Source organism: Salinivibrio sp. AR647 (genome assembly GCF_001995415.1).
Taxonomy (GTDB): Bacteria; Pseudomonadota; Gammaproteobacteria; order Enterobacterales; family Vibrionaceae; genus Salinivibrio; species Salinivibrio costicola.
On sequence record NZ_MUFE01000008.1, the window covers coordinates 102,322 to 117,739 of the forward strand.

At 48.4% G+C, this 15,418-nt stretch carries 13 protein-coding genes and 1 pseudogene; 9 read left to right on the top strand and 5 right to left on the bottom strand.

All coding sequences use genetic code 11. The features are described from left to right. Window positions 1–329 precede the first annotated feature (329 nt). Genes BZG76_RS11115 through BZG76_RS11130 form a run of 4 tightly spaced genes read left to right on the top strand, consistent with a single transcriptional unit; the run spans window position 330 to window position 3,748 of the window. On the top strand, window positions 330–1,355 hold the full coding sequence (locus tag BZG76_RS11115; RefSeq protein ID WP_198532339.1) for a TRAP transporter substrate-binding protein: 1,026 nt from the start codon (window positions 330–332) through the stop codon (window positions 1,353–1,355). A gap of 56 nt (window positions 1,356–1,411) precedes the next feature. After that, window positions 1,412–1,987, top strand: coding sequence for a TRAP transporter small permease (locus BZG76_RS11120; RefSeq protein ID WP_021024504.1), 576 nt, complete (start codon window positions 1,412–1,414; stop codon window positions 1,985–1,987). A gap of 16 nt (window positions 1,988–2,003) precedes the next feature. After that, the gene (locus BZG76_RS11125; RefSeq protein WP_077461401.1) at window positions 2,004–3,287 is read left to right on the top strand and encodes a TRAP transporter large permease; all 1,284 of its coding nucleotides are present in this window, start codon (window positions 2,004–2,006) and stop codon (window positions 3,285–3,287) included. Between the two features lie 20 nt (window positions 3,288–3,307). After that, entirely contained in the window at window positions 3,308–3,748 is a 441-nt protein-coding gene (locus tag BZG76_RS11130) for a universal stress protein (RefSeq protein ID WP_077461402.1), read from the top strand. A 159-nt stretch (window positions 3,749–3,907) separates the two neighbouring features. Here BZG76_RS11130 and nhaD read toward each other — a convergent pair whose 3' ends face one another. After that, window positions 3,908–5,338, bottom strand: coding sequence for a sodium:proton antiporter NhaD (gene nhaD, locus BZG76_RS11135; RefSeq protein WP_021024507.1), 1,431 nt, complete (start codon window positions 5,336–5,338; stop codon window positions 3,908–3,910). A 387-nt stretch (window positions 5,339–5,725) separates the two neighbouring features. On the opposite strand from nhaD, the gene BZG76_RS11140 reads away from it, so the two are divergent. The 3 genes from BZG76_RS11140 to BZG76_RS11150 are packed head-to-tail and all read left to right on the top strand — an operon-like array spanning window position 5,726 to window position 8,421. After that, the gene (locus BZG76_RS11140; RefSeq protein ID WP_077461403.1) at window positions 5,726–6,694 is read left to right on the top strand and encodes an ABC transporter substrate binding protein; all 969 of its coding nucleotides are present in this window, start codon (window positions 5,726–5,728) and stop codon (window positions 6,692–6,694) included. Window positions 6,695–6,718: 24 nt separating this feature from the next. Beyond that, window positions 6,719–7,630, top strand: coding sequence for an ABC transporter permease (locus BZG76_RS11145; RefSeq protein ID WP_077461404.1), 912 nt, complete (start codon window positions 6,719–6,721; stop codon window positions 7,628–7,630). Continuing rightward, window positions 7,627–8,421, top strand: a complete 795-nt coding sequence (locus tag BZG76_RS11150; RefSeq protein WP_077461405.1) for an ABC transporter ATP-binding protein — start codon at window positions 7,627–7,629, stop codon at window positions 8,419–8,421. The genes BZG76_RS11145 and BZG76_RS11150 overlap by 4 nt, the downstream gene beginning before the upstream one ends. Window positions 8,422–8,549: 128 nt before the next feature. Here BZG76_RS11150 and viaA read toward each other — a convergent pair. The 3 genes and pseudogenes from viaA to BZG76_RS11165 form a co-directional block, all read right to left on the bottom strand. Further along, a pseudogene (viaA, locus tag BZG76_RS11155) lies at window positions 8,550–9,935 on the bottom strand (ATPase RavA stimulator ViaA); the annotation flags it as partial. Beyond that, window positions 9,922–11,589: an ATPase RavA domain-containing protein gene (locus BZG76_RS11160; protein WP_077461407.1), complete on the bottom strand. Its 1,668-nt coding sequence runs from the start codon at window positions 11,587–11,589 to the stop codon at window positions 9,922–9,924. The pseudogene viaA and the gene BZG76_RS11160, both read right to left, overlap by 14 nt. A gap of 259 nt (window positions 11,590–11,848) precedes the next feature. Continuing rightward, window positions 11,849–12,679: a sulfurtransferase gene (locus BZG76_RS11165; RefSeq protein WP_077461408.1), complete on the bottom strand. Its 831-nt coding sequence runs from the start codon at window positions 12,677–12,679 to the stop codon at window positions 11,849–11,851. A gap of 138 nt (window positions 12,680–12,817) precedes the next feature. Between BZG76_RS11165 and BZG76_RS11170 the strand changes: the two genes are divergently transcribed. Continuing rightward, on the top strand, window positions 12,818–13,801 hold the full coding sequence (locus tag BZG76_RS11170) for a lipid A deacylase LpxR family protein (RefSeq protein ID WP_077461409.1): 984 nt from the start codon (window positions 12,818–12,820) through the stop codon (window positions 13,799–13,801). Between the two features lie 32 nt (window positions 13,802–13,833). Here the strand turns inward: BZG76_RS11170 and BZG76_RS11175 are convergent, their stop codons facing one another. Next, window positions 13,834–14,703 carry a DMT family transporter gene (locus BZG76_RS11175; RefSeq protein ID WP_077461410.1) on the bottom strand — a complete coding sequence of 290 codons (870 nt, stop codon included), beginning with the start codon at window positions 14,701–14,703 and terminating at the stop codon, window positions 13,834–13,836. Between the two features lie 160 nt (window positions 14,704–14,863). Between BZG76_RS11175 and BZG76_RS11180 the strand changes: the two genes are divergently transcribed. Beyond that, window positions 14,864–15,403 (top strand): isochorismatase family protein, encoded by a 540-nt coding sequence (locus BZG76_RS11180; protein WP_077461456.1) that lies wholly within the window; start codon window positions 14,864–14,866, stop codon window positions 15,401–15,403. The last annotated feature ends 15 nt before the right edge of the window (window positions 15,404–15,418 follow it).

The following is a 15,418-nucleotide window of genomic DNA, read 5'->3' on the forward strand; positions in this document are numbered from 1 at the left end:
CGCTATCGCACTAACACCCCTTAAAACGCTGATTTGATCGCATTTTGGTGGAAAAAACACATTAGAGAAAGCAGCGTTTATCGTCATAAAAAGCATAAAAAAGAGATCTGTGTCACACTGCTGACACGTTGATATTCATCTGACTTTAATAATTATACCTCTGATGGTTAAGCTGTTTGTATTGTCTGTTATTTGTGTAAAAACATTGGCAGATGCTTTTACGGGTATAGGAGAGAGAGGCGAGAACTGCCACCTCACTCACTGAGAAAAGGATCTTAATCACACTCTCGTTCACCACGATTGAAAGCTAATCCACATATCGGAGGGACATGATGTCCATTTATAGCCACCTTAAGCAATTGACTGCAATTTCATGCGTTGCCGCCGCATTAGGCTTCTCAGCCATGGCCAATGCCGACACTTGGCGTTATGCCCACGAGGAGTACGAAGGTGACGTGCAGGACGTCTATGCACACAAATTTAAGGAGTACATTGAAGATAACTCAGAACATTCATTGCAAATTTATCGCTTTGGCGAGCTCGGCGAGTCTGACGATATCATGGAGCAAACCCAAGCGGGCATCTTGCAATTTGTTAACCAATCACCCGGCTTTACTGGTTCGTTAATCCCTGAAGCACAAATCTTCTTTATCCCTTATCTGATGCCAACTGAAATGGACACTGTGGTAGAGTTCTTCCGCCAGAGTAAAGCGGTCAATGAAAACTTCCCTGAGCTGTACGAAGAGCAAGGCCTAGAACTGCTCAAGATGTATCCAGAGGGTGAAATGGTGATGACGGCAGACGAGCCTGTCACCGAACCTGCAGACCTGGAAGGGAAGAAAATTCGTGTGATGACTAATCCACTGCTGTCATCTACCTACGAAGCGTTTGGTGCAACGCCAACGCCATTACCGTGGGGTGAGGTATACGGCGCGCTACAAACCAACATGATTCAAGGCCAAGAAAACCCGATTTTCTGGATTGAATCAGGCGGTTTGTACGAAGTATCACCTAACTTAATCTTCACACACCATGGTTGGTTCACCACTGCATCAATGGCGAACAAAGAGTTCTTTGATGGTTTGTCTTCTGATGATCAAGCAATGATCCGTGATGCCGCTGATTATGCGTTTAACGAAACGGTTCAACACATCCGTGGTCTTGCAGAGAAATCGCTCGATAAAATTCAGTCGGCAAGTGACGAGGTGACCGTGACACGCTTGACCGATGCACAGATCGAGAAATTTAAAGCACGTGCACCACAAGTGGAAGAAACCTTCTATGAAATGACCGGTGAAAGCGGTAAAGCACTTCTTAACCAGTTTAAGAAAGACTTGGAAGCCGTTACTAACTAGTTGTCAGTCGTACAGGCACCGCCCCACGCGGTGCCTGTTTATTTGAGGAATACGCAATGACCGATTCCGACTCTCTCAAGTATCACTCCGAGCTACCTGGCCTCCTTGGCAAACTGGATACCCTGATTTGTAAAATCGAATCCTTTATGTTGGCTGCCGGTGTGCTCTTAATGGCCCTAAATACCTGTGTCAACGTCATTGCACGCTTTGGCTTTGGACAAGGGTTATTTTTTTCAGGCGAAATTAATCGCATTTTAATTATATTGATCACCTTTGCAGGGATCGGTTATGCCGCTCGTCATGGCCGCCATATACGGATGTCTGCCCTTTATGACACCTTGCCATTCACAGGCAGAAAAATTCTAATGACTACGATCGCGCTCGTGACCGGCCTGATCATGCTGGTATTGGCCTATTTTTCTTATCAATACATTGCCTCTGTCTATGATCGTGGTCGTATTTTACCTGCCCTCGGCTTTGAAATTTGGTGGATCTATATTTGGGTGCCGCTTGGGTTTGCTATCACCGGTATTCAATACGGACTCACCGTTTATAAAAATCTCACATCACCCGATGTTTATCTCTCCGCTGGCGTGCTTGACGGTTACGCTGAGACTGAAAGTGAAGTTTAAATAGGCACCAACCACTATGGCCATGACTTTAATGCTCATCATGATTGTCTTGCTCGTGCTCGGCTTTCCGATGATGATTCCACTTACGGCTGCCGCCTTAACCGGTTTTTACATGATGTTTGGCGGTGTCGGTCAAATGGATACCTTTATTCAGCAAGTGTTAGGCGGCATTCGGCCTGCCTCGTTAATTGCTGTCCCCATGTTTATTCTTGCTGCTGATATCATGACTCGGGGGCAATCAGCGAATCGCTTAATTGATATGGTCATGACCTTTATCGGCCATATTCGTGGTGGCTTAGCGATCAGCACCGCGACCTCTTGTACCTTATTTGGTGCGGTATCAGGTTCTACCCAAGCCACCGTTGTCGCAGTAGGCTCAGCCCTACGCCCTAAATTGCTTCGCGCTGGCTACAGTGATTCGTTTTCGCTTGCCTTAATCATCAATGCCAGTGATATCGCCTTTTTGATCCCACCCAGTATCGGCATGATTATTTATGGCGTGATCTCGGAAACATCGATTGCTGAACTCTTTATCGCCGGGATAGGCCCAGGCCTAATGATCCTCACCTTTTTCTCGCTTTATTGTTTGTATTACGCCACTGTCAATAAAGTACCAACGGAACCCAAAGCCAGTTGGAGCGAACGTCTCACGGCGACACGCAAAGCATTATGGCCACTGATGTTCCCACTCATCATTGTTGGGGGTATTTATGGCGGCGTCTTTAGTCCAACCGAAGCAGCGGCCGTATGTGTGCTTTATGCCATGATTCTTGAGTTTGGCGTATTCCGATCATTGAGCCGTAAAGACGTGTTTATCATTGCACGGTCAACGGGCTTAATCACCGCGGTGGTCTTTATTCTTGTCGGCGTCGGTAATGGATTTTCTTGGATTATTTCATTCGCGCAAATTCCGCAGACCATTCTCGAGGCCGTGGGGATCAGCCAAATGGGGCCGATGGGTGTCTTGGCATCTATCTCTATYGCCTTTTTCGTTGCTTGTATGTTCGTTGATCCGATTGTAGTGATTTTGGTATTAACGCCCATATTTGCACCTGCGATAGAAGCGACTAGTCTTGATCCTGTCCATGTTGGGATTGTGATCACCTTGCAAGTAGCGATTGGCTCAGCCACTCCGCCATTTGGTTGTGATATTTTCACGGCCATTGCCATTTTCAAAAAACCCTATTGGGAAGTTATCCGCGGAACGGGGCCTTTTATCGCGATGCTGCTTCTATCAGCCGCGCTGTTGGTGATGTTCCCGCAGATTGCGTTATTCCTACGTGATATCGCGTTTGGGTAACTAAACAACAGGAGTAATTGATGTTTAAACGAATACTGGTAGCCGTCGATGGCTCATATTCTGCATTAAATGCGTTAGATAAAGCGATTGAGCTGCAGCAACTCACCCATGCTGAACTCTACTTATTGTGCGTGTTTAAACATCACAGCTTGTTCGAGGCGTCATTGTCGATGGTTCGCCCCGATCGATTACAAATCCCAGATCAAACCTTAAGCGAATACGCCCGCAACATTGTCGAGCAAGCCAAGCAACACGCACTTGAAAATGGCGGCGAAGGTGTGCGCGGGTTTGTCAAAGGCGGGCGTCCTTCCAAAACCATTATCAAGTTTGCGAAAAGCAAAGAAGTGGATTTGATTGTCATGGGCGCACATGGCACGCACTCCGATAAAGACGGGATGTTTCTTGGCAGTGTGTCTCACCGTGTGGCAGGGCGGGCACATTGCCCCACGATGGTGGTTTAACTCTGTATTGATGGCCTGGTACCTGTATTAACGGCGTCCCTGTATTGACGGCGTAGTATCGGCCATTCAATCAACCATGCTACCGACGATAAAAACGCCGGTCGTTTAAGACCGGCGTTTTTTGCTTACAACGAGGTTTTTCTAGAACAGAACGCGGGCTTATTGAATATGGAAATAGTGGCTATTGAGCACTAAATGCACACCAATCGCTGCGATATAGCCCAACATGATCACCGGCGCCCATTTTAAGTGCCCAAAGAAGGTATATTTACCGTGCGCTTGCCCCATCAGCGCGACACCGGCCGCAGAGCCAAGAGACAACAAGCTCCCCCCCACACCCGCTGTTAACGTAACTAACAGCCAGTTACCGTGTGACATCTCAGGGCTCATGGTTAATACCGCAAACATAACAGGAATGTTGTCCACCACCGCCGATAGCACACCGACAAGTGTATTGGCCCAGATCGGATCCCATTCTAAATACATCACATTCGACACCAGCGACAGATAACCAATCAAACTCAAGCCACCCACGCACATCACGACACCATAAAAGAACAGCAATGTGTCCCACTCTGCATGGGAAATACGGCGAAAGACATCAAACGGGACCACTGAACCGAGACGACTCAGCGCGGCTTCATCATTTTTGGCTTCAGCAATCGCCCGTTTCCGCGCCAAAGAACGTGGTAACGTTCGGCGCAGGTAAAAACCAAAGAACTGCAAATACGCGAGGCCCATCATCATGCCCATGACCGGCGGGAAATGAATCAAGCCGTGGAAGGCAACTGCCGTTGCAATCGTGAGCAAAAACAGCACCATAATTCGTCGAGCGCCACGCTTTAACTCAACATATTCTTGCATCACGTCCGGCTGAGTGCGTGGAATAAAGCGTGACATGATAAAAGCTGGGATCACGTAGTTCACAACAGATGGAATAAACAAAGCACCAAACTCGGTGAAAGTAACCTTGCCCGCCTGCCAAACCATTAAAGTGGTGATATCACCAAAGGGACTAAACGCTCCGCCGGCGTTCGCTGCAACCACAATATTGATACACGCGAGGTTTACAAAACGTGGATTGTCGCCCCCAATTTTCAACACAATGGTACACATCAGCAGTGCGGTTGTGAGGTTATCAGCAATCGGCGAGATGAAGAAAGAAAGTACCCCAGTAATCCAAAACAAGGTTCTTAGGTCATAGCCTTTACTTAAGATCCATGCCTTTAATCCATCGAACAGGCGCCTCTCTTCCATCGCCGAGATATAGGTCATTGCCACCAGCAAGAAAAGCAACAACTCTGCGTACTCCAGCAAGTTGTGCTCAAGCGCGGCATGCGCCGGTGCCATATTTCCCCATTGTGAATATGCAAACCCGATCAGTAACCAAATCAGCCCCGCGGCTAACAACACAGGCTTTGATTTTCTTAAGTGGAGCTTTTCTTCCAACATGACTAGGCTGTAAGCAACCGCAAAGATTGCCAAAGACACATACCCTACCCATGACTGGGTGAGATCCAGTCCTTCGCCTGTTGTAGCGGCAAAAGCCGTTGGCGACACTACCGCCAACGCCGCAACCAAACGCTTCATCCTTGAGCCTCCAAATTTTATTTCCTTATTTTTGATATAACAAACAGCGCGCTCTGTGGCATTCACTCCGAACGATAATTGTTTATTTTGTCGTCTTAGGTCACCACAGAACAAAAACGAACATAATATTAACAAATATGGCGATAACGTCTATTGATAACCATGATGAAATCACAAAAAAGAAGTGACATTCTCTACTGTCAAGATTAATAATATCAATTTACTAGTCGATGTTCGCTGTTATCTCTGGCAAAAATCGACTAGGTTTAAAAAAGTGTACGAAATGTGCCATCGCACGCTGTTCGACTAACAATAACAAATAGACAACATCGCAACTGCATCGTCGCGGTTGCGCAAGGATGTGTGAGTAACAAGAAGGGAGTCACCATGAAAACACTGAAAATTGCTGCCGTTGTATGTGCAGCGGTCCTATCACTGGGGCATGCACCATTCGCATTTGCCGAGACCGCTCGCGTCGCCGTATCCCAAATCGTTGAGCACCCCGCTCTTGACGCGACCCGCAACGGTCTGCTTGATGGCTTGGAGAAGAAAGGATATATCCAAGGTGACAACTTGTCGTTTAAATATCAAACTGCGCAAGGTAATCCAGCAATTGCGGTGCAGATTGCGCGTCAATATGTTGGAGAACAACCTGACGTCTTAGTCGGTATCGCGACACCATCAGCGCAAGCGCTCGCGGCTGCAACACGCGACGTACCCGTCATTTTTACGGCGGTAACAGATCCTATCGGCGCCAAATTAGTGAAAGATATGGCTGCGCCAACGGGTAACGTCACCGGCTTATCTGATCTTTCTCCTGTTGCCCAGCATGTGGCGCTGGCCAAAGAGCTGCTTCCCAACCTGTCGACGATTGGAGTGGTTTATAACCCCGGTGAAGCGAATGCAGTGACATTGGTTGATCTGTTAAAAGACGCGGCAGCAGAGCACGGGATAAAAGTGATCGAAGGCACGGCATTGAAAAGCGCAGATGTGCAATCTGCTGCGCAAGTTGTTGCCACCCAATCCGATATTATCTATGCGCCAACAGACAATACTGTTGCCAGTGCGATTGATGGTTTAGTGGCCGCTGCAAACTCAGCAGATACCCCTGTCCTAGGTGGATCGACGTCCTATATCCCCAATGGCGCGGTCGTTGCACTTGGCTTTGATTATTACTCCGTCGGGGTGCAAACAGCGGACTATGTTGCGGCCATCTTAGACGGCGAGCCGATTTCATCTCTGCCTGCCAAAGTTGCGGAAGGGTCTGACTTAGCCGTGAACCGTTCGGCTGCAGACAAGTTGGGGATCGACGTGCCAGCTTCTATCTTGGATCGCGCCTCACGAATCGTAGAGTAGTTAGGCTCAATCTAGGAGTAGTAAATGACGGCAATTGCGTTTTTCGGCACCCTAGAAGTCGGCCTAGTTTATGGCTTGGTTGCGCTAGGTGTCTATCTCACTTTTCGTGTACTCGATTTTCCTGATTTAACGGTTGACGGCAGTTTCCCGATGGGCGCCGCCGTTGCCGCTACTATGATCGTGGCGGGTTACAACCCATGGTTTGCGACCGCAATGGCGATTTTGGCTGGCGGCATCACCGGATTAGTCACTGCTTTTCTCACTGTAAAGTGCGGCATCCTCAACTTGCTCGCCAGTATTTTGACCATGATTGCCGCATTTTCGGTAAACATTCGTATTATGGGGCGACCCAATATTGCCTTACTCGGCGAGGAAACTATTCTAACGCCATTTGAATCACTCGGTATTGCCCCCGTCTATTTACGTCCCTTAGTCGTGGGCGTATTAGTGATTATCAGTGGGCTACTCGTGGTCCGCTTATTAGCCAGCGATTTTGGCTTGGGGTTACGCGCAACGGGCGTTAATGCGCGAATGGTTCAAGCACAAGGCGGCAGCACGGCGATGTACACCTATATTGGTCTCGCCCTTTCAAATGCCTTTGTTGGCTTTGCCGGTGCATTATTTGCGCAAACCAATAGTTTTGCCGATGTGACCTCTGGCGTAGGGACCATTGTCGTCGGTCTCGCCGCCGTGATCCTCGGACAAACATTACTGCCTGGACGTAAAGTCTGGGTCGCCGTTGTGGCGGTGATTCTGGGTTCTATTTTATATCGCCTCGCCGTCGGCTTTGCACTATCGAGTGGCATGTTTGGTCTTCAAGCCTCTGATCTCAACTTGGTTACCGCGGTGCTGGTTGCCGTGGCATTGATCGCTCCCAAAATGCGCCAACAGTATCAAAAGTCCAAACGCGCAAAACAGGCGGAGGTGTCAGGATGATCTCGCTGAACAATATTCAGGTCACGTTTAATCCAGGGACCGTCCTCGAAAACCGTGCTCTGCGCGGCGTAAGCTTAACCATTCCCGAAAACGAGTTTGTCACCATCATTGGTTCCAATGGCGCAGGCAAATCAACCTTACTGGGCGCCGTCACCGGTGAAACGCCGATGATTGGCGGCCAAGTTATGATTGACGATATTAATGTGACCAAGAAGGCTGTGCATCAGCGCGCCACCCTTGCCGCACGCGTATTTCAAGATCCACTTGCGGGTACCTGCGCGTCGTTAACCATCGAAGAAAACTTGGCGCTGGCTTATCGGCGAGGTAAAGGGCGCGGTTGGTCACGTGCGCTTGGGAGTAAACGTCGTAAATTGTTCCAAGAGCGCATTGCCATTTTGGGGTTAGGTTTGGAAGATAGACTAGGGGATAGCATTGGTCTGCTGTCTGGAGGTCAGCGTCAGGCCGTAAGTTTGGTGATGGCCACCCTGTCAGACAGCAAGCTTTTATTGCTCGATGAACACACCGCCGCTCTGGATCCACGCATGGCCGCGTTCGTGATTGATTTAACCAAAACCATCGTCAATGAGTTTAACCTCACTGCCATGATGGTCACGCACTCGATGAAAGACGCACTGGCATGCGGTGATCGAACCGTAATGCTACACCAAGGTAACATTGTGCTAGATGTCCATGGTGATGAGCGCAAAAATATGGACGTGCCACATCTTTTAGACATGTTCAACAAAGTGCGCGGCGAAACCCTCGCCGACGACAGCTTGCTGCTCGGTTAACTTGCTACGGCGCTTGCTGTCATGCAAGCGCCTAGCCATCTATTCTATGGCTTATTTTTGCTCGGCCACCACTGATTAATCAGGCGCCCTCCTAATGAGGGCTGGTAACGCCAACAGTGATCGAACATGGCCATTAATTCAGGGTTGCCATATTTGGATAAGCTTACCGCATGGAAACGGTTTTGCTTTAACTTCAATGCATCAATCTTTTCGATCATCGTCTCGGACTGCTTAGGAGCAATAAAGTCCGACACCACCACTAGATCGGCGTTTTGATAGCGTTCACCGGCCATCAGATTAAGCGCTTTTTCGATCACAGGTGCCATATCTGTCCCGCCGTGGAAGCGATACGAAAGAAAGCTCATCGCCTCTTGCAGACCGCGCTCACCGGTCAGCTCATAGCTGATATGGTCAGTGGAAAAAAGCATCACGTAACAATCACGATGCTCGGTCGCGGCAATCCGCATTAATACATACGCTAGCGCTTTAGCGCATTGCTCTGGAAAACCACTCATCGAGCCTGAAGCATCGATGGCTATGATAAAAGGTCCCTTTTTTTGCTCTGGCTTGGATTGACTGGGTGCGTACGTCTCTACTTTTTTCCGGCGATGGGCTTGGCCCGTCATTTGATAATTCAGCAGTTGTTTATCGACAAGCTGTTTATAAAAAACAACCTCGAGCGCAGGATCAGCCAGCAATACCGCCTCATTGGGTAAGAGACGGTCAACACGATCACTTTGGCAGATGCCGGTGATGTCATCAGGGACATCAACTTGCTTTTCCGGCACGGTTTTTAGCGTTTCCGTCGGCTGCTCGCTGGGCCCTTGCGCATCAACATGGTTTGCCATTCGCCCTAACTGTTCGGCAATCGCCTGAAGCTCTGGGTTTTTCTCTAAAAAAGTAATAAACCGTTTAAGTAAGGTGACGTCTTGCTGGGAAAGCGAGCTGGCCGCCATATCCCATAGCCGCCCCACTTTGCTGATATCACCCGATTGATCCACGCCATTCATTTTTTGATAGGTCGAGATACGGCGATAGAGATCGTCGAGTAATTTTTGTTTTTGTGCTTCAACACTGTCGGACTGGTTTTTTTGTATTTCCGCTTTTAAATGCGCGTGCCATTTATTGCAAAAGTACGACTGAAACATAGGATCAGCATGTTGAGCTTGATGGGCTGCGAGCCTTTCTGCCTGCGGATAGAAAGAAGAAACAGATTTTAAGTGGCTTAGTAAAGTATCAATGTCTTTTTCAAACGCGCGCGCGGTTTTTTCGGTGGCCTGCTCGTAGTATTGAATTTCTTGCTTCAGAGAGGCTGACAACCCTTGTTGAACCAGTTTGCGCTTTGTTTGCCCACGCCAGCGGTGAAGCTGTTTTTTTACTGCTCGCTTAATCGCTGGGCTTCGTTCTGTCAACACAAGTAACTGGGGATGAGACATCAACTCTGTCATCGCCGCATCCAGTAACCCAGACTCGGCGAGCATCAACCCCATGTTCAGGCTCTCAGCGCTCAGCATCACTGGCTCCTGAGAAGAACTCACCTAAGCGCGCTAAACGATTAACTTGGCGCTCTAGGTTATTAATCTGCGTTTTGACCTCATGTTCGACGTCGACCAAACTCGCTGACGCGGTTTCAAGCAGATCCGGTTGCGCAAATAAATGGGGCAACCCAGCATTGAGCTGACTGCGCGCGCGACGAATTAAAAATTGCGCATGCTGCAATTGTTCAAGCGCATGATCTGTTTGTTGTGTCCATGTGGCCAGCTGTTCCTCGCTCGGATCGTTCACGCCCACCAGGGCCATAGGCACCGGCCGATTAGCAATGTCTTTGATTACTAAGGCGTGCTGCGCATCCCACTCCAAAGTGAGCCGGCACAGGTGATTATTTTTATTCACATAGCCATACAAGTCTGTACTGCCTGTTTTCAACTTTTTCTCAATGTCAGCCGCATCAAGATACACCCAACGACTGTCACCTTTTTCTTGCTCTGAAACCGATGGGTTGGCTCGAAGTAGAACAAAACGAACCAAATCTCGACTTTGGTTGACCGTGAAGCGAGGCGACTGGCTCAAGTCAATCATCGCTTTGCGCGTGAGCCCAGCGTTGGCCGTGTCTTGTCGATAGGTCAGCGCCTCAGCTGTGTCTTGCTCAATATCTTCTAACGCCACTTTGACGTCATCGAGCAAGGCAAGCACTTCTTGTTGATCGAACAGCACTTCTTTGGCAAATGCCTGCATCACGGTTTTCACCACATCACGCGATTCTGGGCTATGCCATAGGCAGTCTTCCAGTAACAATAAGTCCAGTGGGGCGACTTCATCACGACCATTGAAAAAAGCGGCCGCTTTTAGCAAACGCACCGCCTTTTTCCACCGGCGATCGGACACATAAAGTTCACTTGGGTCGAATTGTGATTGTTCACTACCGGCATTTTCTACCCGCTGTTTTAGTGTGTAGAGTTTTTCGAATATCGCATCCGGCAGACCCAAGGTGGGAATAATGGTCTGCCAATCCTGATATTCTTGATAGCTAATTTTCAACTTATCGGCCACCGCCACTTCGTCCTGGCTGGGCTCGGTAAGCATCAGTTTGAAGTTTTTCTTCTCTTGGATACGATTGACGAAAACGCGGAGTAACATGCGATCATAGAGCGCATCAAGGCCACTATCGGGATCAGGCAGTTCATTGGACGCGGTCACTAACAACCGCATAGGGACAGGATAAACATGCTCACCGTTTTTAAAGGTGCGTTCATTCACAACGGTTAAAAGAGTGTTAAGAATGGCAGGTCCAGCTTTCCATATTTCATCCAAAAATACCACATCAGCATTGGGTAGGTAGCCGTCGGTTAGGCGTACGTATTTGCCTTCATCTTTTAGCGCTTGAATCGAAAGCGGGCCAAACACTTCTTCCGGGGTCGAAAAGCGCGTCATTAAATATTCAAAAAATTGGCTGTTATCAAACGCCTCTATCAAACGTTTCGCAATATAGCTTTTGGCAATGCCTGGCGGGCCGAGTAAAAACACACTTTCACCCGCGAGTGCGGCCAATAGACACATTTTGATAGTGTGCTCGCGTTCGTATACCCCACTAGATAGAGCATCAATAAGGCTTGCAATACGCTCGGGTAATAGCGCGCGACGGCTGACGGTGGCAAGATTTTGAGACAAGTGGCACTCCGCTATTTGTGGCTAGGTGTCATCGTTAACGCATTTGATTAAAATCGGTAAAAAGCTTCACTGCTCTTTAACCATGGCAAGATTCCAATACTTTGCCATTCGCTAGCGGTTTTTGTGCGCAAAAAACCGCCTAATGTGTAACTTAATATTACTATATGTACCGATATATCATTAGCGCTTCGGCTAGATAGTGACATAGATCACTATCAAGTCAATCTTGCCACTTACCGCCTTCGCGTTTGCATAGATTTTAATCTTCCCGGACAACAGGCCAAGATTGATGGCCACCCCACTCCGTCCAAGAGCCGTCATACACCGCAAGCGGATAAGCAAAATAGTGCTCGGCCACCGCGGCTAAGATACAAGCCGTCACGCCTGAACCACAGCTTGCTACGTTCAAACGTGTATCACTGAGGTGAGGTAAAACGATGTTACGTGCGATGTCTGAACTGATCACAAAACCGCGCGGATCCGTCAATTCGCTAAAAGGTAGGTTAATAGCGCCGGGCATATGACCACTTCGTATACCTTCTCGAGGCTCTGGCACCTGTGCATAAAATCGTGTTTCAGGACGGACATCAATCACATTGATTGCGGCCAGCTTTTCGGCCAGCGTGTCGCCATCAATGTAACGATACGCTTTAAAATCGGCGTGGTAAGTTGCCTCGACACGCGGCTGAGGCGGTGTATTATCTATCAGCCCCTCTGATGCCATCCAAGCAGGTAGTCCGCCATCAAGAATAAATACATCCCGATGGCCCATCACTTTACACATCCACCACACGCGAGCGGCAGAGAATAAGCCTTGCGTGTCATAGACCACTAACGTGTCTTGCGAGGCAATACCTAGCGTTCCCATATGTCGCGCAAAACTCGTTTCATCCGGTAACATATGAGGTAAAGAGGAAGATTGATCTTTGACTGTATTATCGAAATCAAAGTAAACGGCACCCGGAATACGCCGTTGGCGCCACTCTTGGAAGCTATCTCGGGATACATCTGGCATAAACCAGCTAGCATCGACAGGAACGACGGTATCGAGGCGCTGAGCGAGCCATTCAGGGGTTACAAACACTGACATCTTGACGGTTCCTTTTCATCGTTGATTGGCGGATGACAACACTTTCACAAGATATTGACTTATCTTATCTAGTATCAGCCTAATTTTTTACTCATACTGAAAGCCTCGCATTAAAGATGCAACTCAATGAGGATATGAATGACACCATCTCGCGTGATCTCAGGCGCTATTTTATTGTTTCCCACACTACTGCTGGCACCCACAGCGGCTTTTAGCGCGGGGGTCGGTGTAACAATTGAAAACGACAGTCCGTTAGGCGTTGATAATCAATACACCAGTGGTGTTTATGCGCACTGGCATGCGGATTGGTCCGATGATGTCACCACCACCGCTGTCACGCCCATTCGTTGGTTTGCTCAACAGCTACCGCTTAACGAACAAGCACGCCAAAGCTGGAGCATCGATGTTGGACAAATGATGTGGACGCCCAACGATATTGAATGGGAAACGCCCCATCCCAATGAACGTCCCTATGCCGGTTTGATTTTTATCGAGCCTGGCATTTATCAGCAGACATCAGAGCGGGTCGATAAGTGGTCATTTATGCTCGGAATGGTTGGCCCCGCATCGCAAACTGAAGAAGGACAATCTTACGTTCATGACCTCATCGACTCGCCCGACCCAAAAGGATGGGACTACCAAGTGGAAAACACGCCAGTGGCGCAGTTTGCTTATGAACGCCACCAGCTCCTGCACCGTAGCGAGAACCAAGAATGGGGAGTGACTGGACGTGCCGATATCGGTAACTTCCGCAGCGAACTCTCTACAGGATTGAGTTATCGTATTGGTCTTGATCTGGCTAATACCTTTGGCGGCATTAGCTTCGAGCCAGGCCGCCATTTAGACAGCCGTTTGTTCGACGCAAGCGAACAGGGCGCATTCTTTTATGCCGCGATGCAAGGCCGATATCGGGCCAATGACGTCACCATCAATGGCGATAAACCGCCAGAGAATGCCGACATCGATATGACCCACTGGCAAGCAAGTGCCGCTACCGGGCTAGCATTTTACCAGCCTCGCTGGGGCACAGATATCAGTGTTGTTGTACACACGAAAGACTATAAGCAAGCTCCCGATGACACCTATAGCTACGTATCTTGGACCGTGCATTATCGGTATTAACATCCATACTCTCGTTTCGCTTTCCGTCGCCACTATCGAGGTGTGGCAGCAACGGCTTGTTTAGGCGACTGACTCTTTCGTTTATCCGTGAGTTTCATCAACACCAATGACGCTAAAATCATCGCAATACCTAACCACTGTAACGGCTGTAACGTTTCATTGATCCACAGTACACCAAGGGTTACCGCCGTAAGCGGATTAAGAAACATAATGATAGATTGACGATTTGGGCCAAGTACAGTGATCGAGCGAATATAGGCCCAGTAACCGACAGCAGTATTGAGTAAAATAACCCAAGCAAGTCCTGGTACGGCCTCCATGGTTATCGCCTGTGGCGGTCCCGCAAAGAGCCAAGCAAAAGGAATAAGCATGATGCCACCAAGGACTAACTGCCAAGCGGTTAATCCAAAAATATCTTTCGCTTCCCAGCGCTTCATCCATAATGTCGACTGAGCAACAAAAAATGTGGCAAGTAACATGGCACCGGCCCCTATCCAATCGATATTGGAAGATGGATTCAATAATAATACCACGCCGAAAAGCCCTAAAATCGCCAGCCCAAGTAGTTTAGGCTGAGGTCGTTTCCCTTCTGTTAACCACTGAAGCAGCATCAGTACCAAAGGTAAGGTCGCGCCTAAAGTCCCAGCGATAGCACCGGGTAGCCGATAAGCGGCAATAAAAAGCAGTAAAAAGAAAGCCGCGATATTAAAAAAGCTTACAGCAAGCATTCTCGGCAAACTTAAAGGTAAACCACGTCGACTGATCATCAGCATTAACAGGCCTGCTGGCAATGCTCGCCATACTGCCATCCAATAAGGGGAAAGATCTCCCAGAAACAGAGCAACCGCTGAATAAGTACTGCCCCAAAAAATCGGGGCAAGAATAGCGATAAAATAATGCATAACCTTTCTCTATGTATCTTCACGTAAAGATACAGTAGCTGTTATGTTAGTTGACATCAAGTATCTTAATAGTAAGAAAAATGTATTAGCGCTCAAAAAGACAACGCCATAGCGAGAAGGTGCTATGCTTATTTGCGTGATAAAACAGGGGGATAAAACAATGATCAATACTGAGAATGCGGTCGTTTTGTTGATTGATGTACAAGGCAAACTGGCACAAAAGGTAACAGGCAGCGAAGCACTACACCAAAAGGTGGCCCAACTAATGCGTGCCTGTCAGTACTTTGATGTGCCCGTGGTGTGGGTCGAGCAACTGCCCGATAAGCTCGGCGCGACCACTGAGAGTTTGGCTGAGTTAATCCCAACGGATACGCCCATTGCCAAGCAGACATTTAGTGCTTACGCAAACCCCGATGTTAAAAAACGACTCGATGATCTTAACCGTAAACAAGTCATCCTATGTGGCATCGAAACCCATATTTGTGTTTATCAAACAGCCTGCGATCTACTCAGAGCCCACTATCACGTTCACCTAGTCACGGATGCAACCTCATCCTGTGACGCGTCTCATTACCACACCGGAATTGCAATGATGCAGCAACATGGCGCCTGGATCACTTTGGTCGAAGCCTTGTTGTTTGAGTGGCAACAAGCAGCCGGCGGTTCAGACTTTCGATCTTTTTTAACGTTAATAAAGTAGAAAGAAAATAGATCT

Bases quoted from the DNA above. Each gene is read 5' to 3' on its own strand.
- BZG76_RS11115 (WP_198532339.1), top strand. From the start codon at position 330: ATGATGTCCATTTATAGCCACCTTAAGCAATTGACTGCAATTTCATGC.
- BZG76_RS11120 (WP_021024504.1), top strand. From the start codon at position 1,412: ATGACCGATTCCGACTCTCTCAAGTATCACTCCGAGCTACCTGGCCTC.
- BZG76_RS11130 (WP_077461402.1), top strand. From the start codon at position 3,308: ATGTTTAAACGAATACTGGTAGCCGTCGATGGCTCATATTCTGCATTA.
- nhaD (WP_021024507.1), bottom strand. From the start codon at position 5,338: ATGAAGCGTTTGGTTGCGGCGTTGGCGGTAGTGTCGCCAACGGCTTTT.
- BZG76_RS11140 (WP_077461403.1), top strand. From the start codon at position 5,726: ATGAAAACACTGAAAATTGCTGCCGTTGTATGTGCAGCGGTCCTATCA.
- BZG76_RS11145 (WP_077461404.1), top strand. From the start codon at position 6,719: ATGACGGCAATTGCGTTTTTCGGCACCCTAGAAGTCGGCCTAGTTTAT.
- BZG76_RS11150 (WP_077461405.1), top strand. From the start codon at position 7,627: ATGATCTCGCTGAACAATATTCAGGTCACGTTTAATCCAGGGACCGTC.
- BZG76_RS11165 (WP_077461408.1), bottom strand. From the start codon at position 12,679: ATGTCAGTGTTTGTAACCCCTGAATGGCTCGCTCAGCGCCTCGATACC.
- BZG76_RS11170 (WP_077461409.1), top strand. From the start codon at position 12,818: ATGACACCATCTCGCGTGATCTCAGGCGCTATTTTATTGTTTCCCACA.
- BZG76_RS11175 (WP_077461410.1), bottom strand. From the start codon at position 14,703: ATGCATTATTTTATCGCTATTCTTGCCCCGATTTTTTGGGGCAGTACT.
- BZG76_RS11180 (WP_077461456.1), top strand. From the start codon at position 14,864: ATGATCAATACTGAGAATGCGGTCGTTTTGTTGATTGATGTACAAGGC.